At 69.4% G+C, this 22,252-nt stretch carries 20 protein-coding genes and 1 pseudogene; 17 read left to right on the forward strand and 4 right to left on the reverse strand.

The window, feature by feature from the left end; genetic code table 11:
- Positions 1–5: 5 nt before the first annotated feature.
- The 7 genes from folC to GC106_RS20975 all read left to right on the forward strand — a co-directional run bounded on the left by folC (position 6) and on the right by GC106_RS20975 (position 6,584).
- Positions 6–1,367, forward strand: coding sequence for a bifunctional tetrahydrofolate synthase/dihydrofolate synthase (gene folC / locus GC106_RS20945; protein WP_173133263.1), 1,362 nt, complete (start codon positions 6–8; stop codon positions 1,365–1,367).
- A complete protein-coding gene (locus GC106_RS20950) occupies positions 1,364–1,735 on the forward strand; it encodes a DUF4233 domain-containing protein (protein ID WP_173133266.1) in 372 nt (123 codons plus the stop codon). The genes folC and GC106_RS20950 overlap by 4 nt, the downstream gene beginning before the upstream one ends.
- Before the next feature lie 35 nt (positions 1,736–1,770).
- On the forward strand, positions 1,771–3,294 hold the full coding sequence (locus tag GC106_RS20955) for an alkaline phosphatase D family protein (protein ID WP_173133269.1): 1,524 nt from the start codon (positions 1,771–1,773) through the stop codon (positions 3,292–3,294).
- Positions 3,295–3,339: 45 nt separating this feature from the next.
- On the forward strand, positions 3,340–3,750 hold the full coding sequence (ndk, locus tag GC106_RS20960; RefSeq protein ID WP_037269234.1) for a nucleoside-diphosphate kinase: 411 nt from the start codon (positions 3,340–3,342) through the stop codon (positions 3,748–3,750).
- Between the two features lie 307 nt (positions 3,751–4,057).
- Positions 4,058–4,981, forward strand: a complete 924-nt coding sequence (locus GC106_RS20965) for an ABC transporter ATP-binding protein (RefSeq protein WP_173133272.1) — start codon at positions 4,058–4,060, stop codon at positions 4,979–4,981.
- On the forward strand, positions 4,981–5,775 hold the full coding sequence (locus GC106_RS20970) for an ABC transporter permease (RefSeq protein WP_173133275.1): 795 nt from the start codon (positions 4,981–4,983) through the stop codon (positions 5,773–5,775). Before GC106_RS20965 ends, GC106_RS20970 begins: the two co-directional genes overlap by 1 nt.
- Positions 5,776–5,777: 2 nt before the next feature.
- Entirely contained in the window at positions 5,778–6,584 is an 807-nt protein-coding gene (locus GC106_RS20975) for an ABC transporter permease (RefSeq protein WP_173133278.1), read from the forward strand.
- A 13-nt stretch (positions 6,585–6,597) separates the two neighbouring features.
- Here GC106_RS20975 and GC106_RS20980 read toward each other — a convergent pair whose 3' ends face one another.
- Both GC106_RS20980 and GC106_RS20985 read right to left on the reverse strand, forming a co-directional pair.
- Entirely contained in the window at positions 6,598–7,389 is a 792-nt protein-coding gene (locus tag GC106_RS20980; protein WP_173133281.1) for an ABC transporter permease subunit, read from the reverse strand.
- A 53-nt stretch (positions 7,390–7,442) separates the two neighbouring features.
- A pseudogene (locus GC106_RS20985) lies at positions 7,443–8,096 on the reverse strand (ABC transporter ATP-binding protein); the annotation flags it as partial.
- A 53-nt stretch (positions 8,097–8,149) separates the two neighbouring features.
- On the opposite strand from GC106_RS20985, the gene GC106_RS20990 reads away from it, so the two are divergent.
- Genes GC106_RS20990 through GC106_RS21000 form a run of 3 tightly spaced genes read left to right on the forward strand, consistent with a single transcriptional unit; the run spans position 8,150 to position 11,474 of the window.
- A complete protein-coding gene (locus GC106_RS20990; protein WP_173133287.1) occupies positions 8,150–8,542 on the forward strand; it encodes a GntR family transcriptional regulator in 393 nt (130 codons plus the stop codon).
- Positions 8,539–9,531, forward strand: a complete 993-nt coding sequence (locus GC106_RS49360) for a DUF1648 domain-containing protein (protein WP_173133290.1) — start codon at positions 8,539–8,541, stop codon at positions 9,529–9,531. The genes GC106_RS20990 and GC106_RS49360 overlap by 4 nt, the downstream gene beginning before the upstream one ends.
- Positions 9,532–9,551: 20 nt before the next feature.
- Positions 9,552–11,474, forward strand: a complete 1,923-nt coding sequence (locus GC106_RS21000; RefSeq protein ID WP_173133293.1) for a TIGR03960 family B12-binding radical SAM protein — start codon at positions 9,552–9,554, stop codon at positions 11,472–11,474.
- Positions 11,475–11,639: 165 nt separating this feature from the next.
- Here the strand turns inward: GC106_RS21000 and GC106_RS21005 are convergent, their stop codons facing one another.
- Complete coding sequence (locus tag GC106_RS21005) at positions 11,640–13,025, reverse strand: S8 family peptidase (protein ID WP_173133295.1); 1,386 nt, start codon at positions 13,023–13,025, stop codon at positions 11,640–11,642.
- Between the two features lie 221 nt (positions 13,026–13,246).
- Between GC106_RS21005 and GC106_RS21010 the strand changes: the two genes are divergently transcribed.
- The 6 genes from GC106_RS21010 to proB all read left to right on the forward strand — a co-directional run bounded on the left by GC106_RS21010 (position 13,247) and on the right by proB (position 20,347).
- Entirely contained in the window at positions 13,247–13,975 is a 729-nt protein-coding gene (locus GC106_RS21010; RefSeq protein ID WP_173133297.1) for a TIGR03936 family radical SAM-associated protein, read from the forward strand.
- Between the two features lie 205 nt (positions 13,976–14,180).
- Positions 14,181–16,967, forward strand: a complete 2,787-nt coding sequence (locus tag GC106_RS21015; protein ID WP_173133299.1) for a translation initiation factor IF-2 N-terminal domain-containing protein — start codon at positions 14,181–14,183, stop codon at positions 16,965–16,967.
- 148 nt (positions 16,968–17,115) lie between these two features.
- The gene (rplU, locus tag GC106_RS21020) at positions 17,116–17,430 is read left to right on the forward strand and encodes a 50S ribosomal protein L21 (RefSeq protein WP_033382646.1); all 315 of its coding nucleotides are present in this window, start codon (positions 17,116–17,118) and stop codon (positions 17,428–17,430) included.
- A 14-nt stretch (positions 17,431–17,444) separates the two neighbouring features.
- A complete protein-coding gene (gene rpmA, locus GC106_RS21025) occupies positions 17,445–17,708 on the forward strand; it encodes a 50S ribosomal protein L27 (protein WP_033382647.1) in 264 nt (87 codons plus the stop codon).
- Between the two features lie 72 nt (positions 17,709–17,780).
- Positions 17,781–19,220: a GTPase ObgE gene (gene obgE, locus GC106_RS21030; protein WP_173133301.1), complete on the forward strand. Its 1,440-nt coding sequence runs from the start codon at positions 17,781–17,783 to the stop codon at positions 19,218–19,220.
- Positions 19,217–20,347 carry a glutamate 5-kinase gene (proB, locus tag GC106_RS21035; protein WP_173133303.1) on the forward strand — a complete coding sequence of 377 codons (1,131 nt, stop codon included), beginning with the start codon at positions 19,217–19,219 and terminating at the stop codon, positions 20,345–20,347. Before obgE ends, proB begins: the two co-directional genes overlap by 4 nt.
- A gap of 17 nt (positions 20,348–20,364) precedes the next feature.
- Here proB and GC106_RS21040 read toward each other — a convergent pair whose 3' ends face one another.
- The gene (locus GC106_RS21040) at positions 20,365–21,645 is read right to left on the reverse strand and encodes an MFS transporter (protein ID WP_173133305.1); all 1,281 of its coding nucleotides are present in this window, start codon (positions 21,643–21,645) and stop codon (positions 20,365–20,367) included.
- Between the two features lie 129 nt (positions 21,646–21,774).
- On the opposite strand from GC106_RS21040, the gene GC106_RS21045 reads away from it, so the two are divergent.
- Complete coding sequence (locus GC106_RS21045; protein WP_173133307.1) at positions 21,775–22,251, forward strand: hypothetical protein; 477 nt, start codon at positions 21,775–21,777, stop codon at positions 22,249–22,251.
- The last annotated feature ends 1 nt before the right edge of the window (position 22,252 follow it).

The following is a 22,252-nucleotide window of genomic DNA, read 5'->3' on the forward strand; positions in this document are numbered from 1 at the left end:
TTGACGTGACCGATCCCGACGCGCTGCAGGTTCTCCGTGAGGTCGAGGCGGAGCTGGACACCCGCTGGCCGGAAACCAGGATCGCGCCGTCGCTCGAGCGCGTCAAGGCCCTGATGGACGTGCTGGGCAACCCGCACCGCTCCTACCCGGTGCTGCACGTGACCGGGACGAACGGCAAGACGTCCACCACCCGCATGATCGACGCCCTGCTGACCAGGATCGGTCTGCGGGTCGGCCGGTTCACCAGCCCGCACCTGCAGCTGGTGACCGAGCGGATCGCGCTGGACGGCGCCCCGATCAGCCCCGAGCGGTACGTCGCGGCCTACCGCGAGATCGAGCCGTACGTGTCCATGGTGGACGACGCGAGCGACGTCCGGATGAGCAAGTTCGAGGTGCTCGCCGGGATGGCGTACGCGGCGTTCGCCGAGGCGCCGGTCGAGGCCGCGGTGGTGGAGGTCGGGCTGGGCGGCGGCTGGGACGCCACCAACGTGGTGGACGCCCAGATCGCCGTGATCGGCCCGGTGGCCGTCGACCACGTCGACTACCTGGGACCGGACATCACCGGCATCGCGCGCGAGAAGGCCGGCATCATCAAGCCGGAGTCCATCGCGCTGGTCGCCGAGCAGCGGCCCGAGGTGATGCAGGTCGTGCTGGAGCGAGTGGCCGAAGTGGACGCCGTGGTGGCCCGGCAGGGCTCGGAGTTCACCGTGCTCAACCGGGACGTCGCGGTGGGTGGTCAGCTGCTGACGCTGCAAGGCCTCGGCGGGGTGTACGACGACATCTTCCTGCCGCTGCACGGCGCGCATCAGGCCGACAACGCCGTCCGCGCGCTCGCGGCGGTCGAGGCGTTCTTCGGTGCCGGAGCGGACCGGCAGCTCGACGTCGAGGCGGTCCGGGAAGGCTTCGCGTCGGTCGTGGTGCCGGGGCGGCTGGAGCGGATGCGTTCCGCGCCAAGCGTTTTCATCGACGCCGCGCACAACCCGCACGGCGCGAGCGCACTGGCCGCGGCCCTGGAGGACGAGTTCGCGTTCCGGCGGCTGATCGCGGTCGTCGGCATGATGGGCGACAAGGACGCCAAGGGCATTCTCGAAGCGCTCGAACCGGTCGTGACGGAGATCATCCTGACTCGCAACACCTCGCCGCGGGCCATGGACGTCGACGAGCTGGCCACCATCGCGCAGGACATCTTCGGGGACGAGCGGATCGTCGTCCAACCCCGGCTGGACGCCGCGCTGGAGACCGCGGTGCAGCTCGTCGAGGAGGTCGGCGAGCCGAACGAACCGCTGGCGGGCGGCGGCATCGTGGTCACCGGATCGGTGGTCACCGCAGGCGAGGCCAGGACGCTGTTCGGGAAGGACCCGGCATGAGCACCCCCGACCCCATGAAGGGCTTCCGCGGCGTGATGGCCGGTGCCCTGATCATCGAGGCGATCGTGGTCGCGCTGGCGCTGCTGGTGGTGCACCGCACCGGCGGCGGGCTGGCCTCGTGGAAGGGCCTGCTGGTCGGCGGGATCGTGCTCGGTTTGGTGCTGACCTGCGGGCTGCTGCGGTTCTCCTGGGCGATGTACGTGGTGATCGCGTTGCAGCTGGTGATGCTCGGCAGCTTCTTCGCCGTGGTGGAACTCGGCGTGCTGGGCGTGATTTTCGGTCTGGTGTGGACATACCTGTTCTGGCTGCGCCGGGACGTCGCCAGGCGGATGGCAGAAGGACGTCTGCCAAGTCAGCAGGAACGTTAACCCCGCGTTCGTTTCCCCGGGATAGAACGCCCCGTATGGACAGACGAACAGTTCTACGGGCGGGCGCGCTCAGCGCCGGAGTCCTTGTCGCCGGAGCGCTTCCGGCTGGTGCGGTGCTACGCCGCGACCGTCCGGTGCTCACGCACGGTGTGCAGACCGGCGATGTGACCACTGACGGTGCTCTTGTGTGGACCAGGGCTGACCGGCCGTCACGGATGCTGGTCGAGGTGTCCAACGACCCGTCGTTCCGTCACGCCCGTCAGATGCGTGGCCCACTGCTGACGCCCGCGTCCGACGGCACGGGCAAGCTGCGCCTGCGCGGCCTGCCACCCGGATGCGAGGCGTACTACCGCGTGCGCGCCGAGGATCTCGACGGCCGGACGGTCAGCGAGCCACTGACGGGCAGTTTCCGCACCGCGCCGGTGGGCAACGCGGACGTACGGTTCGCGTGGTCCGGTGACGTCGCGGGCCAGGGCTGGGGCATCAACCCCGACATCGGCGGGATGACCGGATTCGCCGCGATCGCCGCGCGCAAACCCGACTTCTTCCTCAACAGCGGCGACACCGTGTACTCGGACAACCCGCTGGCCGAGAAGGTCACGCTGCCCGACGGCCAGGTGTGGCGCAACATCGTCACGCCGGAGAAGAGCAAGGTCGCCGAGACGCTCGCGGAGTACCGCGGGCAGTTCGCGTACAACCTGCTCGACACCAACGTCCGGGAGTTGGCCGCCTCGGTGCCGTCGATCGTGCAGTGGGACGACCATGAGGTGGTCAACAACTGGTACCCGGGCGAGATCCTGGACCTGCCGCAGTACACCGAGAAGCGCGTCGACGTGCTGGCGCAGCGCGCTTTCCAGGCGTTCCACGAGTGGCAGCCGGTCGACCCGGCCCGTGCCGTCGACGGCCGCGTGTACCGCAGCTTCAGCTTCGGCCGCCGGGTCGAACTGTTCGTTCTGGACATGCGCTCGTACAAGGACGCCAACAACTCTCCCCGCGACGGTGCCGGGCACGTGCTGGGCGCCAGGCAGGCGCGGTGGCTGGTCGACTCGCTGACGCGCAGCCGCGCCACCTGGAAGATCATCGCCGCGGACCTGCCGATCGGACTGACCGTGCCGGACGGCGCGGACATCGAGGGCGTCGCCAACGGCCTGCCGGGCAAGCCGGGCGGACGTGAGCACGAACTGGCGTGGGTGCTGCGGACCCTGGCCCAGCGGCGGGTCCGCAACGTCGTGTGGCTGACCGCCGACGTGCACTACACGGCCGCACACCACTACTCGCCGGACCGTGCCGCGGTCGGCGACTTCGACCCGTTCTGGGAGTTCGTGTCCGGGCCGCTGCACGCGGGCGCGTTCGGCCCCAACACCCTCGACCCGACCTTCGGGCCGGTCGCCGAGTTCGTGCACGCCCCGCCGGCCGCGAACACGTCGCCGTTGCTGGGCTACCAGCACTTCGGCGAGGTCTCGGTGGACGGGCGCAGCGGCGAGCTGACCGTGTGGCTGCGTGACGGGCGCGGCACCTCGCTCTGGACCAGGACATTGACCCCGGAACGCGCCCGTTAGTCTGCTGGCGTCTCTACAAACCCGCACGAAGGAGTACGGACCGCTGTGAGCGAGCGCACCCTTGTTCTGGTCAAGCCCGACGGTGTGAGCCGCGGCCTGGTCGGAGAGGTCATCTCCCGGATCGAGCGCAAGGGCCTGAGCCTGGTCGCGCTCGAGCTCAAGCACGTCAGCAAGGAGCTGGCCGAGCAGCACTACGCCGAGCACAAGGAGCGGCCGTTCTTCGGCTCGCTCGTCGAGTTCATCACCGGCGGCCCGGTCGTCGCGATCGTCGTCGAGGGTGTTCGCGCGATCGCCGCGTTCCGCCAGCTGGCCGGCGGCACCGACCCGGTGGAGAAGGCCGTGCCCGGCAGCATCCGCGGTGACTTCGGCACCGAGGTGCAGTACAACCTCGTGCACGGCTCGGACTCGGCCGACTCGGCCAAGCGCGAGATCGACCTCTGGTTCCCGAACCTCTGAGGCCCGCCACGAGTGCGTGCGAACGGACCGTTCGCACGCACTCCACCCTTTCGGGCACCCCTCCCCGCCCCGGTCGCCGGTAGACTGGCTTCGGGGTCGCCCCCCGGGAGTGGTGGGGGCTGCCCTGGGCGGTTTTCGTTGTGGCATAAGGGTTTTGGCTGCTCGGCGCGTGTTATGGGGTGGCGGATTCGCCGGGAACAAGGCTGTCCGACGGTGTCCGGCAAGCGCTTGGCCGCGAGCCGAGGGATTTCCGGGAGTACGCGAAAACCATCCGATGATTGTCGGTGTGTGCCGTTATGGTGCCTGAGTGGCTGATGATCCGCTGGTCCTGGCTGAGGGGCTGACCAAACGGTTCGGGGAGTTCGAGGCGGTCGCCGGGATCGACATCGAGGTGCGGCGGGGTGAGGCGTTCGGCTTCCTCGGGCCCAACGGTGCCGGCAAGTCGTCCACCATGCGCATGGTCGCGTGCGTGTCGCCGCGCTCCGGCGGCACGCTCAGCGTGCTGGGCATGGACCCGGACACCGACGGCCCGAAGATCCGTGCCCGCCTCGGTGTGGTGCCGCAGCAGGACAACCTCGACAACGAGCTGACCGTGCGGCAGAACCTCCAGGTGTACGGCCGGTATTTCGGGTTGTCCCGCAAGCACGTCCGGGACAAGGCGACCGAGCTGCTGGAGTTCGCGCAACTGTCCGACCGGGCCGACGACGAGGTGGATCCGTTGTCCGGCGGGATGAAGCGCCGCCTGACCATCGCCCGGTCGCTGGTCAACGACCCTGAGCTGCTGCTGCTCGACGAGCCGACCACCGGACTGGACCCGCAGGCCCGGCACCTGTTGTGGGACAGGCTGTTCCGGCTCAAGCAACAAGGCGTCACGCTGATCGTCACCACGCACTATATGGACGAGGCCGAGCAGCTGTGCGACCGCCTCGTGGTGATGGACAAGGGCAAGATCGCCGCCGAGGGCAGCCCGGCGCAGCTGATCGACCGGTACTCCACCAAGGAGGTCCTCGAACTGCGGTTCCCGCCGGGGCAGCAGGATCCCGCGCCGGTTCAGGACCTCGGCGAACGCGTCGAGGTGCTGCCCGACCGCATCCTGGTCTACACGACCGACGGTGAGGCGTCGCTGGCCGCCGCGCACACCAGGGGAGTGACGCCGGTGTCCAGCCTGGTCCGGCGCTCCACCCTGGAGGACGTGTTCCTCAGGCTCACCGGCCGGACGTTGGTGGACTGATGCCCGGTCCGACAGCGCCACACCCGTGGCAGGCCCGTTTCCTCGTGGTCGAGTCGATGTGGATCTGGTATCGCCGCAACTGGCGCGCGACCGTCGTGTCGACCGTGCTGAACCCGGTGTTCTTCCTGGTCGCGATGGGTTTCGGGCTCGGCTCGCAGATCCAGCCCGGCGCGGCCACCGGCGGGTACGGCTACGCGGTGTACCTGATGCCCGCGATGCTGGCGGCCGGCGCGGTGCAGAACGCGGCCGGTGAGTCGACGTTCCCGATCCTGTCGGGCTTCAAGTGGAGCCGCGTGTACTGGGGCATGACCGCGACGCCGATCACGCCTGCCCAGGTCGCCACCGGCCAGCTGTTGTGGATCCTGTTCCGGCTGGTGTTCTCCGGGATCGTGTTCGTGATCGTCGGCGCGGCGCTCGGCGTGGTCACCGGGGCCGGGATCATCCTGTCGCTCGTGTTCGCGGTACTGGCCGGGATGGCGTTCGCCGCGCCACTGGTCGCGTTCGCCGCGACGATCGAAGGCGAAGGCACCGCGTTCAACCCGGTGTTCCGGTTCATCGTGCTGCCGATGACGCTGCTGGCCGGAACGTTCTTCCCGGTGACGGAGCTGCCCGCGCTCGTGCGCCCGATCGCGTGGATCACGCCGCTGTGGCACGGCACCGAACTGGCGCGCGCCGCGGCGTTCTGGAATCTCGAGTTCTGGCCAGTGGCCGGGCACATGGCGTACCTGCTGGCGCTGACCGGGATCGGCGCGGCGTTGGCGGTCCGGAACTTCCGGCGCAGGTTGGGGGTCTAGCGGTGAGTGTCGGACTGGTCTGGCGGGTGGTTCCGCCAGGGTTGTACGCGCGTCGCGCGCGGACCGTCGTGGAGCGGTCGTTCCTGGTCAACCGGCGGGCGTGGATGACCATCTTCTCCGGCTTCTTCGAGTCGTTCTTCTACCTGTTCGCCATGGGCGTCGGTTTCGGCCGGCTGGTCGGCGAGGTCATCGGGCCGGGCGGGCAACCGATGAGCTACGCCGCGTACGTCGCGCCCGCGTTGCTCGCGGCGTCCGCGATGAACGGCGCCGTGTACGACGCCACGTTCAACCTGTTCTTCAAACTGAAGTACGCCAAGGTGTACGACGGCATGCTCGCCACGCCGCTCGGCCCGTTCGACGTCGCCATCGGGGAGATCTCGTGGGCGTTGATCCGTGGCGCGGTCTACGCGACCGGGTTCCTCACCGTGATCTCGGTCCTCGGGCTGGTCTCGTCGCCGTGGACGATCCTCGCGCTCCCGGTCGTCCTGCTGGTGTCGCTGGCGTTCGCCGCCGTCGGCATGGCGTGTACGACGTTCATGCGCTCATGGCAGGATTTCGACCTCGTCCAGTTGGCGCTGCTGCCGATGTTCTTGTTCTCCGCGACGTTCTATCCGCTGAGCGTGTACCCGGACGGCCTGCAGTGGGTCGTGCGGCTCTCCCCGCTGTACCACGCGGTCGAGCTGATGCGTGGACTCACCGCAGGCGTCATCGAATGGGCAATGCTCGGGCACTTGTCGTACTTCGTGGTGATGGCGGTCGTCGGTCTGATCGTGGCCGGCCGTCGCCTCGGCAAGCTGCTGTTGAGTTAGGCGTGCTGTTGAGTCAAGCGACGTCCCGCCGCAACGACGTGGCGAACGCCAGAACCGCGGCGACGACCGCGTAACCGAGCAACACGAGGGCGCCGAGTGGCGCCGACAGCAGGTGCGGCGCGGAGATGCCTGTCTGCGCCACGGCGTCGGCGAGGAACGTGAAGCCGGTCAGTGCCGAGCTGGCTCCACCCGGAAGGAACGGGTACATCGTGTTGACGCCAGGGATCAGCAGCAGAAGCGTTTCGCCCATGTAGAAGTAGCCGCCGAGCACCGCGAGCGCGGTCACTTGGTTGCGCAGCAGCGCACCGAACGCGACGCCGAGCAACGTGTACACCGCCATCATGACCGCGATGCGCAACAACAAGCCGACGAGTTCGCCGGTCGGTAGTCCCAGGGTGATGCCGTGAACCGCCGCCGCCACGGCAAGACCCGCTCCCGCGAGCACGGCGACGACGAGCCCGTACGCCAGCCCGGCGACGCCGTAGATGCCGAGCTTGGCGGCCAGGACCGTTCCGCGACGGGGAACGAACAGGTACGTGAACGTGATCGTCTGATGCCGGTACTCGGCGGTCACGGCGGTGGTGCCGAGCAGCGCCGGGACGAACGCCAGCAACCCGGCCATGCCGAGGACCAGTCGCGTGCCCTGCGCCGTGGACAAAGCCGGCATCGGCGGGTCGAAGTTCTCCGGACCGGCCAAGGCCATCACGGACACCAGCACGCCGGTGAACACCGCCGCTGCCAGTGCCCACACCCACAGCCGAGTGCTGAGCAGACGCCGTGCCTCGGCGCTGAGCAACGTGATCACGCGGCACCTCCGGTGAGCGTGAGGTAGGTCTGTTCGAGGCTGCCGTGTTCGGTCAGCTCGGCGATGGCGCCCGACGTCACCAGGCGGCCCTCGCGGATGATCACCACGCGGTCCACCATCTGCTCGGCTTCGCTCAGCACGTGACTGGAGACCAGGAGCGTGCGGCCCTCCCCCGCGAGAGCACGGACGAACCGGCGCAGCCACGCGATGCCTTCGGGGTCGAGCCCGTTGCTGGGCTCGTCCAACAGGAGCACTTGCGGATCGCCGAGCAGGGCGGTGGCCAGGTTCAGCCGCTGCCGCATCCCGGTGGACAGGCCGCGCGCCCGGCGGTGTGCGTACGACGTGGCGCCGACCAGATCGAGGACCTCCGCGACGCGTGCGTCGGGGTAGCCGCCCATGCGGGCGTACAGCCGCAGATGGTCGCGGCACGTGCGGGCGGGGTGGAAGCCCGACCTGTCCAGCACGGCGCCGACTGTGCGCGAGGGGTTCGGCAGGTCGGCGTACCGCGAGCCGTTGATCGTCGCGGCGCCTTCGGTGGGCGCGACCAAGCCCAGGATCATCCGCAGCGTGGTCGTCTTGCCCGCGCCGTTCGGCCCGAGGAACCCCGTCACCGCGCCGGGCGGCACGTCGAAGCTGAGCCCGTCGACCGCTCTGACCTCACCGAACCGCTTGCCTAGCCGTTGTACCCGGATCATGCGCACCCCCATAGATCGTCGATCTATCTGTTATACTTCATGTATATCAGATAGAGTTCGTAGCTATGCACATCGATGTAGACCTCGACAGTGAGGTGCCGATCTACCAGCAGATCCGCGACCGGATCCTGGAGGCGATCGCCCGGGGAGAGGCCAAGGAAGGTGATCCGCTGCCGTCGACCCGCCAGCTCGCGATGGACTTCGGGATCAACTTCCTGACCGTCGGCAAGGCCTACGACCTGTTGCGCAAGCAGGGGGTGATCCGGATAAACCGTAAGAGCGGCGCGGTGATCCGGCGTGATCCGAACACCGGCCCGCCGGAGCCGGGGTTCATCGAGGACTGGGACGACCGGATGCGGGTCATGCTGGCCGAAGCGGCCGTGCAGGGCTTTTCCCGCCGTGACCTGGTCAACCGCTGCAAGATGCTGCTCGACCAGTACGAAGCGGTGCATCCGTGACGACCTGGGTCGCCTCCTCGCTCATCGTCCTGCTGACGTGCCTGGCCTGGGCGGCGCCGAGGTTCGCACGCCCCACGTTGCCGTTCGGCGTGCAGGTGGCCGCCGCGCGGGCCGACGACCCGGCCATCGTGCGCACGCGACAGCGCTACAGCCGCTGGGTGGTGGCCGTGGCTCTCGTCGCGGTGGTGGTCTGCCTCGCGGTCGACGATCTCATCGTCTCCGGCGTCATCGCCAACGGCCTGCTTGTCGTCCACATGGCGCTGTACGGCCTGGCTCACCAGCGGATACGCACGGTCAAACGCAGGGAATGGTGGCAGGCGGAGCACCGGTACGGCGTGACCACAGACACCACGTTCCGAACTGACCCCGTTCGCGTGCCGATTCTCTGGCTACTGCCCTCCGTCGCCGTGCTCGTGGCGAGCATGCTTCTCGGGCGCTGGGAGATCGTGGTCCCGATCGCGGTGATGACGGTGCTGGCGCCGATCTGCGTGCGTGCGCTGGTCCGCGCCAGGCCTGACCTGGATGCCGCCCGTCCCGTCGCGTCCGCGCGCAAGTACCGCGCATACCTGGAGGGCACCGCCCGGTTGCTGTTGCTGGGGGTCGCGGCGGTGAACCTGCCGGTGTTGCTCTTCACCTTCCCTGGCTGGGAGGTAGTCGCGAACGTGCTGCTCGGCGCGGCGTGCCTGGCGATCGTCGTGTGGACGATCCGAGTCGGCCAGGCAGGGCACCGCCTGCCCTCACTGCCCGGTGAGGAGGACGAGGACACTGGGCTGACCCAGCGCGATGACGACCGGTACTGGCACCTGGCCGGGACGGTCTACGTCAACCGGCAGGACCCCGCCGTGCTCGTGCACCAGCGGGTGGGGATGGTGTGGACGATGAACCTGGGCCACCCGGTCACCTGGGTGCTGCTCGCCGCGCTCGCGGTGGTGGCCGCACTGGCCGGTTTCGGCGTGGTCGACCTGCCTGATCGGGGTAACCTCCGCTGATCCCGCTACCCTGGTTCGCTGTGAGTGTTGAGTCCGTTTTCCCGAAGCTGGAGTCGCTGCTGCCCAAGGTCGCCAAGCCGGTGCAGTACGTCGGCGGTGAGCTCAACGCGACGGTGAAGGAGTGGGATTCCGCCACGGTCCGCTGGGCGTTGATGTACCCGGACGCCTACGAGGTCGGCCTGCCCAACCAGGGCCTGATGATCCTCTACGAGATCCTCAACGAGCAGCCCGACGTGCTGGCCGAGCGCACGTACGCGGTCTGGCCGGACCTCGAGAAGCTGATGCGGGAACACAGTGTGCCGCAGTTCACAGTCGACGGGCACCGCCCGGTCGGCGCGTTCGACATGCTCGGGGTGAGCTTCGCGACCGAGCTGGGCTACACCAACCTGCTGACCGCGCTGGACCTGGCCGGTATCCCGCTGCGCGCGGCCGACCGCACCGAGGAGCACCCGGTGGTGCTCGCCGGTGGGCACTCGGCGTTCAACCCGGAGCCGATGGCCGACTTCCTCGACGCCGTGGTCCTCGGCGACGGTGAGGAAGCGGTGCTGGACATCACCGACGTGATCCGCCGGTGGAAGGCCGAAGGACGGCCCGGCGGCCGGATCGAGCTGCTGACCAGGCTGGCCGAGCGCGGCAACGTCTACATCCCGCGGTTCTACGACGTGGGCTACACGCCGGAGGGTGAGCTCGCGTACACCCGGCCCAACCGGGACCGTGTGCCCGAGCGGGTGTCCAAGCGCACGACGATGGACCTCGACGCGTGGCCGTACCCCAAGCAGCCGTTGGTGCCGCTCGCCGAGAGCGTGCACGAGCGGATGAGCGTGGAGATCTTCCGCGGGTGCACGCGTGGCTGCCGGTTCTGCCAGGCAGGCATGATCACCCGGCCGGTCCGGGAGCGCTCGATCGAGGGCATCGGTGAGATGGTCCACCAGGGACTGGCGGCGAGCGGGTTCGAGGAGGTCGGCCTGCTGTCGCTCTCCAGTGCCGACCACTCCGAGATCGCGCAGATCACCAAGGGCCTCGCGGACCGCTACGAGGGCACCAACACCGGTCTGTCACTGCCGAGCACCCGGGTCGACGCGTTCAACGTGGATCTGGCGAACGAGCTGTCCCGCAACGGAAGGCGCTCCGGCCTGACGTTCGCGCCGGAGGGCGGCAGTGAGCGGATCCGGCGTGTGATCAACAAGATGGTGTCCGAGGAGGACCTCATCCGCACGGTGTCCGCCGCGTTCGCCAACGGCTGGCGCCAGGTCAAGCTGTACTTCATGTGCGGCCTGCCGACCGAGACCGACGAGGACGTCCTGCAGATCGCCCACATGGCCAAGGAGGTCATCCGGGCGGGCCGGAAAGCCGCCGGCCGCAACGACATCCGCTGCACGATCTCGATCGGCGGGTTCGTGCCCAAGCCGCACACCCCGTTCCAGTGGGCCGCGCAGTGCGATCCGGACACTGTGGACAGCCGGCTGCGCAAGCTGCGCGCGGAGATCAACGCCGACCGCGGCCTGGCCCGCAACATCGGAATGCGGTACCACGACGGCAAACCGAGCCTGGTCGAAGGCCTGCTCTCCCGCGGTGACCGCCGGGTCGGCCGGGTCATCGAGCGGGTCTGGCGCGAAGGCGGCCGGTTCGACGGCTGGGGCGAGCACTTCTCGTTCGACCGCTGGGTCGACGCCTGCCGGGCCGAACTGGAGCCGCTGGGCGTGAGCCTGGACTGGTTCACCACGCGGGAACGCGGCGAGACCGAGGTCCTGCCGTGGGACCACCTGGATTCCGGTCTGGACCGGCAGTGGCTCTGGGACGACTGGCAGGACGCGCTGGACGAGCGGGAACTGGACGACTGCCGGTGGACGCCGTGCTTCGACTGCGGTGTCTGCCCCACCATGGGCACCACCATCGAGGTCGGCCCGACCGGCAAGAAACTCCTGCCGCTGACCCCCGTCTGAGCAGAGTCCTCAGCGCAGGGCGGATCCCACCGGGTCCGCCCTTTTCGCTGTCCGGCGACAGCGACCAAGCGCTGGAACTTGATCCGGGGCACGCGTCATCGCGATGACAATTCCCTTGGGGGAACCCCTAATTTCAACGTTACCGCAGGGGTACGACAGTTTCGGCTAGTTGGTCACGGCGGCGAGCGCGTCGACCAAGCCGTGCCCGTAGAAACCGTTGTACGGCGCGTATCCCGCGCAGAACGCGTCCTGCGTCCCTGACCCGTTGAGGTCGTAGTCCGCCGGGCACGGGACGGTCTGCGACTGGTTGTTCAGCAACCGCGTCAACGTCGAAGGCGAAGCCCCCGGACGGGTCGAGGCCAGCAATGCCAGCACGCCCGAAACATGCGGTGCCGCCATGGAAGTACCGCAGTAGCGCGCGTATCCGCCTGGCACGGTGGAAAGAACGCAGCCGCGCTCCGGGTCTTCCGTGTCGCGCAACCGTTCCCCGCCCGGCGCGGTCACGTCGATCACGCCGAGCCCGTATGCGCTGTACCCGGCCTTCAGTTTGTCCATGCCCACCGACGACACCGCGAGCACGTCTCGCAGCCCCGCGGGCAGTACCCGGCAGCTCGGGTCCGGAGGATTCGCCATGTCGACGTTCTCGTTCGTCGCCGCGGCGACGTTCACCACGCGTTGCGAGTAGGCGTACGCGACGGCACGCGTCAACGCCTCACGCACAACGCGTTGCCCGCCCTTGGAGCACGTGAACAGCCACGGGTCCACGAAGTAGCTGCTGTTGGTGATGGTCATGTGCTTTTCCGCGGCCCACATGAAGCCGCAGATCGCGTACTCGGGGTAGATGCGGCCGCCGTCGTCGACCACGCGCACTGACGCGATGCGTACGCCGGGTGCGACACCGGTGATGCCCTTGCCGTCGTCAGCGGCGGCGATGGTGCCGGCCACGTGTGTGCCGTGCGGTGAGTTCTTGGGCGCCCAGGCGGCGGGCGTGGTGTCGGGGCGTCCGGTGAGGCAGCCCGCGGACAGCGCGGGGTCGACGGCGGCCTTCAGGTCCGGGTGCGTGGCGTCGACGCCGGAGTCGAGCACGCCGACCACGACGTCGCGGCTGCCGGTCGTGACCTTGTGGGCGGCGTCGGCGTTGATCATCGCCATGTCCCACTGCTCGGCACTGCGGTCCGCGGACGACACGCTCGTCGAGCGCCGTACGGTCGCGCTCGTCTCCTCTGACTTGCGCGTGCGTGCCGTCGAGCGCTGTGCGCTGAAGGCGCGGTTGGCGCCGATCTGGTCGGTGAACGCGGGGTCGGCGGAGGTCGCGACCGCCACGGCGATCTGCGGGTAGTAAACAGTGGTCACGCCACACGCGGCGGTGATCTCCGCCTGCGCCTCGGCCGTGCTCGTGCCAGGATCGAACAGCACGATGTACCGCGACCGGGCACTGCTCGCGGAGACGCACCCGGCGTCGGTGGCGTCGGCTACAGCGGGCAGTGTGCACGTTGTGGCGAGCACCGCCGTGAGCACCGCTGCCGCCTTTACGCGGCGGAGCAGAGGCACGACAACAGACCTCCATCACTGGGTCGGCCGGCTCGGGGGTACCGGCTGTCCACGTTGCGGGACGGTAGCCACGCCGCGTCGGCCAGACAAGTTCATCCGCGCAATTGCGTCAGCCGGTACGGTGCCAGCCGGACACGGGTGCGCACCAGCCGAGCAGCCACAGACCACCAGAAGGAGTAACGCTGAGCCGTCAAGACCAGCCCAATCCGTCGCCACCTGGGGTGCAGAAGCTCAGGTTGCGTTACGCCAAACGTGGGCGACTGCGTTTCACGTCACACCGTGACATCGCCAGGGCGTTCGAACGCGCCCTGCGGCGCGCGCACGTGCCCATGGCGTTCTCCCAGGGCTTCAACCCGCACCCGAAGATCTCCTGGATCGGCGCGGCCCCGACCGGCGCGGCCAGTGAGGCCGAATACGTGGAGATCCAGCTGGTCGAGGTGGTCGAGCCGGCGAGCCTGCTGCCGGAGCTGGACAAGGCCATGCCACCGGGCCTGGACCTGCTCGAGGTGGTCCAGGCCACATCGGGGTCGCTGGCCGACCGCATCGATGCCAGCCGCTGGCAGATCGAGGTGCCCGGGGTCCCGCACGCCGAGCTGGTCGCGGCGGTCGAGGCGTTCCTGGCCGTCGAAGTGGCCGAAGTAGAGCGTCTGACCAAGGGCGGCATGCGGACAATCAACGTCCGACCTGCGGTTGTACGTGCGCGGACCCGTGAAGTGTCGGCGGACTCGCAACCATATGGGATACTTGACGTAGTTGTACGGCAGACAACACCTGCCGTGCGGCCGGACGACGTGCTGAGCGCGCTCCGTGTCGTCGCCGCTCTGGAACCGCCGGTGCCCGCGAAGGCGACCCGGATGGCCCAGGGGCGGCTCGACGATGGCGGCGGTATCGCCGACCCGCTGGCCCCTGACCGGGGCCCGGAGCCGTCACGGGACGACGTCCACAGCTGACCTGTGCCACCCAAGGGTGGCGTGAGGCGAGGATTCCCGCCGTTCGCGCGGCGGACCAGGCAAGAAGAACGAACCGGCTCTCGCCAGGGGAAGGCGGCGAAGAGACCGGTACACAACGTCCGCTGCCCTGCGCGGCGGACCGAACACGAGAGGCCCCTGTGCGGCCGCGTCCGAGTATGGACGCGCCCGGGGGCGGAGGAGCTACATGTCGGACACGACGACGCCCGCCGGTGAAGACAACGCCGAGCGGGACCTGATCGACCTGCCGCCGAAGATCCGGGTGCACGCCCTCGCGAAGCTGCTCGGCGCGAGCAGCCGCGAGGTGATGGCGGCCCTCGCGGACCTGGATGAGGAGGTCCGCAGCGCGCAGTCCAGCGTCAGCCGTGAGGTGGCGCGGCGCGTCGTGGACGCGCTGGCTCCCCAGGAGGACGAGCCGGTGGCCGAGGAGGCGGAGCCCGAGCCCGCCCCCGAGGTACAACAGACCGAGGAGCAGCAGGCCGAGGAGCCGGCCGCCGACGTGCGCGTGCCGCCGCGGCAGCCGCTGTTCGCGTCGGCGTCCCCGCTGTTCCTGCCGCCGGACGCGCAGGCTCGCCCGGCCCGGCCGCCGCAGCAGCCGGTCGAGGAGCCCGCCGAGCCCGCTGACCAGGCCGAGGACGCTGAGGACGCGGAGGGCACCGAGGAGGACGGCAGCACGCGTCGCCGCCGTCGTCGCGGCCGTCGTGGGCGCGGTCGCGGCAAGGGCGGCCAGGCCGACGAGGCCGGTGACGAGCAGGACGACGAGGAGACCCCGGCCGCGTCCGAGGAGGAGCCGGAGGCCGGCGAGAGCGACGCGGACGAGGCCGAGGACGCCGCCGAGGATGGCGTGAGCCGTCGCCGCCGTCGTCGCCGTCGCCGCAAGGGCACGGCTGACGACGAGGTCGCGGCCAGCGAGGACGACCCGCCGAACACCGTTGTGCACGTGCGGGAAGCGCGGGACGAAAAGTCCAAAGCGGACAAACCGGAACGCGACGAGGTGCGCAGCGTCCGGGGCTCGACCCGGCTGGAGGCCAAGCGCCAGCGCCGCCGGGACGGCCGCGAGGCAGGCCGCCGCCGCGCGCCGATCCTGTCCGAGGCCGAGTTCCTCACCCGGCGTGAGTCGGTCGACCGCAAGATGATCGTGCGTGAGCGCGCGGACCGCACCCAGATCGGCGTGCTGGAGGACGGCGTGCTCGTCGAGCACTTCGTCACCGCGTCCGGCTCGGGCTCGCTCGTCGGCAACGTCTACCTCGGCCGTGTGCAGAACGTGCTGCCGAGCATGGAGGCCGCGTTCGTCGACATCGGCCGCGGCCGCAACGCCGTGCTGTACGCCGGTGAGGTCGACTGGGACGCCGCCGGCCTGGAGGGCAAGGCCCGCCGGATCGAGCAGGCGCTGGCGACCGGCGACAGCGTGCTCGTGCAGGTCACCAAGGACCCGGTCGGGCACAAGGGCGCCCGGCTGACCACCCAGATCAGCCTGCCCGGCCGTTTCCTGGTCTACGTGCCCGGCGGCGGCGCCACCGGGATCAGCCGCAAGCTGCCGGAGAACGAGCGGCGCAGGCTCAAGGACATCCTCAAGCGGATCGTCCCCGAGGACGCCGGTGTGATCATCCGGACCGCCTCCGAGGGCATCAGCGAGGAGGAACTGGCCCGCGACGTGCGCAGGCTGCAGGCGCAGTGGCAGGTCATCAAGGACAAGGCCGAGGGCACCGACGAGGTCAAGAAGGCCACCGCGCCGACGCTGCTCTACGAGGAGCCGGACCTGCTGGTCAAGGTCGTGCGCGACCTGTTCACCGAGGACTTCTCCGCGCTGGTCGTGCAGGGCGACGACGCGTGGGACACGATCGACGCCTACGTCCGGCACGTCGCGCCTGACCTGCAGGAACGCCTGCAGCGGCACGTCGGCCCGACGGACGTGTTCACCGAGTACCGCATCGACGAGCAGCTGCTCAAGGCGCTGGACCGCAAGGTCTGGCTGCCGTCCGGCGGCTACCTGGTCATCGACCGCACCGAGGCGATGACCGTGATCGACGTGAACACCGGCAAGTTCACCGGATCAGGCGGCAACCTCGAGGAGACGGTCACCCGCAACAACCTGGAGTCGGCCGAGGAGATCGTCCGCCAGCTGCGGCTGCGCGACATCGGCGGGATCATCGTGATCGACTTCATCGACATGGTGCTGGAGTCCAACCGGGACCTGGTGCTGCGCAGGCTGACCGAGTGCCTCGGCCGCGACCGCACGCGGCACCAGGTCGCCGAGGTCACCTCGCTGGGCCTGGTGCAGATGACCCGCAAGCGGGTCGGCACGGGCCTGCTCGAGGCGTTCAGCAGCACGTGTGAGCACTGCCGGGGCCGTGGCGTGGTCGTGTCCACCGAGCCGATCGTCAAGTCGAACGGCGCGAACGGCGGCGGCAACGGCCACCAGCATCAGCACCAGCCGTCGAAGCCGGGCAAGCCGGAGGAGAAGGCGGCGGAGCGCACGCGGGAGCGGCCGACCCGGGCGGAGCGCCGGGCCAAGGCCGAGCGGGCGCGTGCCGAGGCCGCGGAGGCGGCGGAGGCCGCTGAAGCGGCCGAGTCGGCCGAGACACAGGCCGAAGCGGCCGCCGAGGTCGCCGCCGAAGCCGCGGCTGAGGCTGTGCAGGCCGTCGAGGTCGCCGAGGAAGCCGCCGGCCAGGCCGTCGCCGAGGTCGAAGCCGTCGAGACCGAGGCCGTCGAGCCCGCGCCGGCCGCTGAGCCGGAGCCTGAGCTGCGGCCCGTCGCCGCGGCCATGGACGAGGCCGCGGCCGAGAAGCCTGAGAAGGCCGAGAAGGCGGCGGAGATCGAGCAGGCGTCCGCGACCAACGGGCACGTGCCGTCCTCCGAGGTGCCGCAGGGTGTCGACGACGACCTGGTGCTCGCGCCACCGCCCCGGCGGCAGCGCAGGCGCGCCGCGTCCCGGCCGGCCGGACCGCCGGTCAACGCGGCCCAGGACAGGTAACAAGGCCCCCGCCGGGGGCGCCAGGAGCATGTTGTAACCTAGTACGTGGCCCGCCTTCCAGCGGGTCACGTCGTGTGCAGCCCGGTCCGAAACGGCCAGGGCGCGCGTGGCCCACCCATCATCAACGAGTAGCAAGCAGGAGACTTCCGTGTCCGCGTACGCGATCGTCAAGACCGGCGGCAAGCAGTACAAGGTCGCCGTGGGCGACGTCGTCGAGGTCGAGAAGCTCGAGGGCGAGCCGGGCACCGAGCTCACCTTCCCGGCAGTGCTCGTTGTCGATGGCAGCGACGTCACCACCGACGCCGACGCGCTGGCCAAGGTGTCGGTGACCGGCAAGGTCGTCGCGCAGACCAAGGGCCCCAAGATCCGCATCCACAAGTTCAAGAACAAGACCGGATACCACAAGCGCCAGGGTCACCGCCAGAAGCTGACCCGCGTCGAGGTCACCGGCATCACCAAGTAAGGACCTGACCAGCCATGGCACACAAAAAGGGCGCGTCCAGCTCCCGCAACGGCCGTGACTCCAACCCGCAGTACCTGGGAGTCAAGCGGTTCGGCGGCCAGGTGGTGAAGGCCGGTGAGATCCTGATCCGCCAGCGCGGCACCAAGTTCCACCCGGGCGTGAACGTCGGCCGCGGCAAGGACGACACGCTGTTCGCTCTGGCCGCCGGTGCGGTCCAGTTCGGTGCGAAGCGCGGCCGTAAGACCGTGAACATCGTTCCGGTCGAGGCTTCGGCCTAATCGACCTAGCATTTCCAGGGGCGGGCCTGTAGTAGGCCCGCCCCTTGGTGCGTTTGAAGAGAGGAACCCGCTGTGTCCCGATTCGTCGACCGCGTGGTGATTCACGTCGCCGCGGGTGACGGGGGTAACGGCGTTGCCTCCGTGCACCGGGAGAAGTTCAAGCCGCTCGGCGGCCCCGACGGCGGCAACGGTGGCAACGGCGGTGACGTCGTGCTCGTTGTCGACCCCGGTGTGCACACGCTGCTCGACTTCCACTTCCGCCCGCACGCGAGCGCCGGCAACGGCAAGCCAGGCCAGGGCAGCAACCGGGACGGCGCCAACGGTGCGCCACTCGAGCTGAAGGTCCCTGACGGCACTGTTGTGATGACCGAAGACGGCGAAGTGCTCGCCGACCTCGTCGGTGCCGGAACTCAGTTCGTGGCCGCCTCCGGTGGCCGTGGCGGGCTGGGCAACGCGGCGCTGGCGTCCAAGGCGCGTAAGGCGCCCGGGTTCGCCCTGCTCGGCGAGCCGGGGGAGCGGCGTGACCTCGTGCTCGAGCTGCGCTCGGTCGCCGATGTCGGCCTGGTCGGCTTCCCGTCCGCGGGCAAGTCGTCGCTGATCGCGGTGTTGTCCGCGGCACGGCCGAAGATCGCCGACTACCCGTTCACCACGCTCGTGCCGAACCTCGGTGTGATCACCAGCGGCGACCACGTGTTCACCATGGCCGACGTGCCCGGCCTGATCCCGGGCGCCAGCCAGGGCAAGGGCCTCGGCCTGGACTTCCTGCGGCACATCGAACGCTGCGCGGTGCTGGTGCACGTCGTCGACTGCGCGACGTACGAGCCAGGCCGCGACCCGATGTCCGACGTCGACGCGCTGGAGGCCGAGCTGGCCCGCTACACCCCCGCGCTCGGCGGGGACCTGGCGGAGCGGCCCCGGGTCGTGGTGCTGAACAAGATCGACATACCGGACGCGCGGGACCTGGCCGAGATCGTCCGGCCGGACTTCGAGCAGCGCGGCTGGCCGGTGTTCGAGGTGTCCACGGCGACCCGCGAAGGCCTGCGGGAACTGACCTTCGCGCTGGCCGAAGTGGTCGAGCGGTACCGCGCGGCGCAGCCGGTCGCCGAGTCGACCCGGGTCGTGCTGCGGCCGAAAGCCGTGGACGACAAGGGCTTCGAGGTCATCCCCGACCCGGACGACGAGACCGGGTTCATCGTCACGGGCGAACGCCCGGAGCGGTGGGTGCTGCAGACGGACTTCACCAACGACGAAGCCGTCGGCTACCTCGCCGACCGCCTCAACAGGCTGGGCGTCGAGGACGAGTTGGCGGCCAAGGGCGCACAGCCCGGGTGTGCCGTCACGATCGGATCGTGGACCTTCGACTGGGAGCCGTCCACTCCTGGCGTCGCCGCCGTGCTGACCGGGCGCGGTACCGACGTGCGGCTTGAGCAGACAGATCGCGTGAGCGCCGCGGAACGCAAGATCGCCCGGCGGTTGCGCCGTGGTCTGCCGGTCGAGGATGAAACCGAGTGACAGCTCCGGCGACACCGCAGACGCGCAAGGCCCTGGCCGACGCGAACCGGATTGTGGTGAAGGTCGGTTCGTCCTCGCTGACCACAGCGGAAGGCGGCTTGGACCCGGCACGGCTGGACTCCCTGGTGGACGCGCTGGCCGCGCGCCGCGCGGCCGGGAGTCAGGTCGTGCTGGTGTCGTCGGGTGCCATCGCGGCGGGTCTCGCGCCGCTCGGCATTCCGCGTCGTCCGCGTGACCTCGCCACCCAACAGGCCGCCGCATCGGTCGGTCAGTTGGCGCTCGCACACGCGTACGCGTCGTCGTTCGCGCGGTACTCGGTGACGGTCGGTCAGGTCCTGCTCACGGCCGATGACGTTGTGCGGCGCTCGCACTACCGCAACGCCCAGCGCACGTTCTCCAAGCTGCTCGCCTTGGACACCGTGCCGGTGGTGAACGAGAACGACACCGTTGCCACCGAGGAGATCCGGTTCGGTGACAACGACCGGCTCGCCGCCCTCGTCGCTCACCTGGTCGGCGCCGACGGTCTTTTCCTGCTGTCCGATGTGGACGCCCTGTACGACGGCGATCCGCGCCGCGGCGCCGCCAACAAGATCGACGAGGTGATCGGCGATTCCGATGTGGACGGTGTGAAAGCCGGTACCCAGGGGGCTTCCGGCCTGGGCACCGGCGGCATGGCGTCCAAGCTGGCCGCGGCCCGGCTGGCTTCGTCCTCCGGTATCCCGGTCCTGCTCGCCGCCGCGGCGGACGTCACCCGCGCCCTGACCACCGCCGACGTGGGCACGGCTTTCGCCGCCACCGGCACCAGGCTCTCGGCCCGGCGGTTCTGGCTCGGCCACGCCGCCGGTGCGACCGGTCGCCTCTGGCTCGACGACGGCGCCGTGACCGCCGTGGTCCACCGCCGCCGGTCGCTGCTCAGCGCCGGCATCACCGCCGTCGACGGCGAATTCGACGCAGGCGATGTCGTCGAGCTCGTCAACCTGTCCGGCACTGTGGTCGCCCGCGGCGTGGTCGCGTTCGACGCCGCCGAACTTCCTGCGCTGATCGGCCGGTCAAGCCACGAACTGCCCGCCGAACAGCGCCGCGAGGTCGTGCACGCCGACGACCTGGTCCCCGTCCGGACCTTCTAGGTCAGCCACCGGCGTCGTCACTTCAGGTCGATGCCCTTGGTCTCCGGCAACGTCCGGATGACGAAGAACGCGATGGCCGCGCCCACCGCGACGTACCAGAAGAACACGTTGGACAGGCCAGCGTCCGTCAAGGCGGTGTTCACCAACGGCGCGGTGCCGCCGAACGTCGCGACCGTGACGTTGTACCAAGCGCCGATGCCCAGAGCGCGCACCTCAGTCGGGAACATCTCGCTCATGATCGCCGGCGCGATCGACGTCATCGCCGTGTACAGGCCGAGGCCCACACAGAACACCACGATCAGGTTGCCGAGACTCGGGGTGATCAGAGTGGACAGTGGAACGATGAGTACCGCCGTCGCCGCGGCCCAGATCAACAGCTGCGGTTTGCGGCCGTGGCGATCGGACAACACGCCCATCGGGTACTGCAAGGCGATGAACAACGCGGTCCCGATCGACAGCGCCAGGAAGACGTCGTCCGCGGATGCCTCCTTGGCGTTGATCGCGAACGGCGTCAGCGTGCTGAAGAACGTGTAGTAGCAGAGCGTGGACAGCATCGTGTAGCCGATGAGCTGGCCCACCGCCTTCGGGTGGTGCTTCAGCGTCACCAGCAACGGGTTCTTGACGTGCCGTGCCTTGTCCTTGCTCTTCTCGAAGTGCTCGGTCTCGTCGATGGCGCGGCGCAGCCACAACCCGACGATGCCCAGCACGCCGCCCACGATGAACGGGATCCGCCAGCCGTAGCTGGCCATGTCGTCCTTGCTCAGGATGCGGACCAGGAAGTAGCCGAGCAGCGACGCGATCAGCACCGCCGACCCGGTCGAGATGTAGAAGAACGCCGAGTACCGCCCACGGCGGGGCGACGGCGCGATCTCACCGAGGTACGCCGACGCGTTCGACACCTCACCGCCCAGCGAGATGCCCTGCGCGATGCGGGCGAGCAGCAACAGGATCGGCGCCAGCCAGCCGACCGCCGCGAACGTCGGCAGGATGCCGATCGCCAGCGACCCGCCCGCCATCAGCACGATGGTCAGGATCATCGCCGGTTTGCGCCCGCGCACGTCCGCGAATCTGCCCAGCAGGAAACCGCCGAGCGGCCGGAAGAAGAACGCCAGCGCGTACGTGGCGAACGTCGTGATCAGCGCCTTGCTGTCCGGTGCGAACATCGCACTGGCGATGTACGTGCTGAACGTCGCGTAGACGGTCCAGTCGTACCACTCGATCGCATTGCCGATGCTCGCCGCGACCAGCTTGCGAACCGGCAGTTTGTGCTCAACCGGCTGTGCCACCTGCTCCGACATGCGATGGACTCAACCACACAGGACGCCGGATGAGTAGATCTCCCACCGCATTCACGCTGTGCGACCACTTTTCGAGACTCTGCGTAAAACTCGATGACACCTCCTTGCCGTCCGGTCCACTATGTGCCCATGTCCGCCGAAGCCGCCCTGTCGGCGATGCGCGACGCCGTCGCCCTATGGCAGGTGGGCCAGTCGAGCGCCGCCGACGTCATCTACGCGGCCTGCGGCCTGCTCACCGCCGACGTCGACACACCGACGCTGCGGACGCTCGCGGCACTGTCGATCAAGGACGCGGACTACGAGGTGAACGAGCTGATCGAGGCCGCCATGTCCGAGATCGGCCTGGCCTGGCACCCGCGAGACACCAGTGCTGCCAAGGAAGCCGCCCTCGTGGCGCTGGCCCGCCGGGTGCTGTCAGGCGGCATGAAGCCCGCCGATCTGGCCTTCTGGGCGCACTCGGCCTTCTGCCACGGGACTTCCGACCTCGCCGAAACCCTCGTCGAACTCGACGACGTCTACGGCACACTCGACTGCATGCATCTCGCCGTTGCCGATGTCGACGCCCAAGTGATCGCCGAAGCCAGGCGCATCACCTCCTTGTCCTGAA

Source organism: Kibdelosporangium persicum, assembly GCF_013280595.1.
GTDB lineage: Bacteria > Actinomycetota > Actinomycetes > Mycobacteriales > Pseudonocardiaceae > Kibdelosporangium > Kibdelosporangium persicum.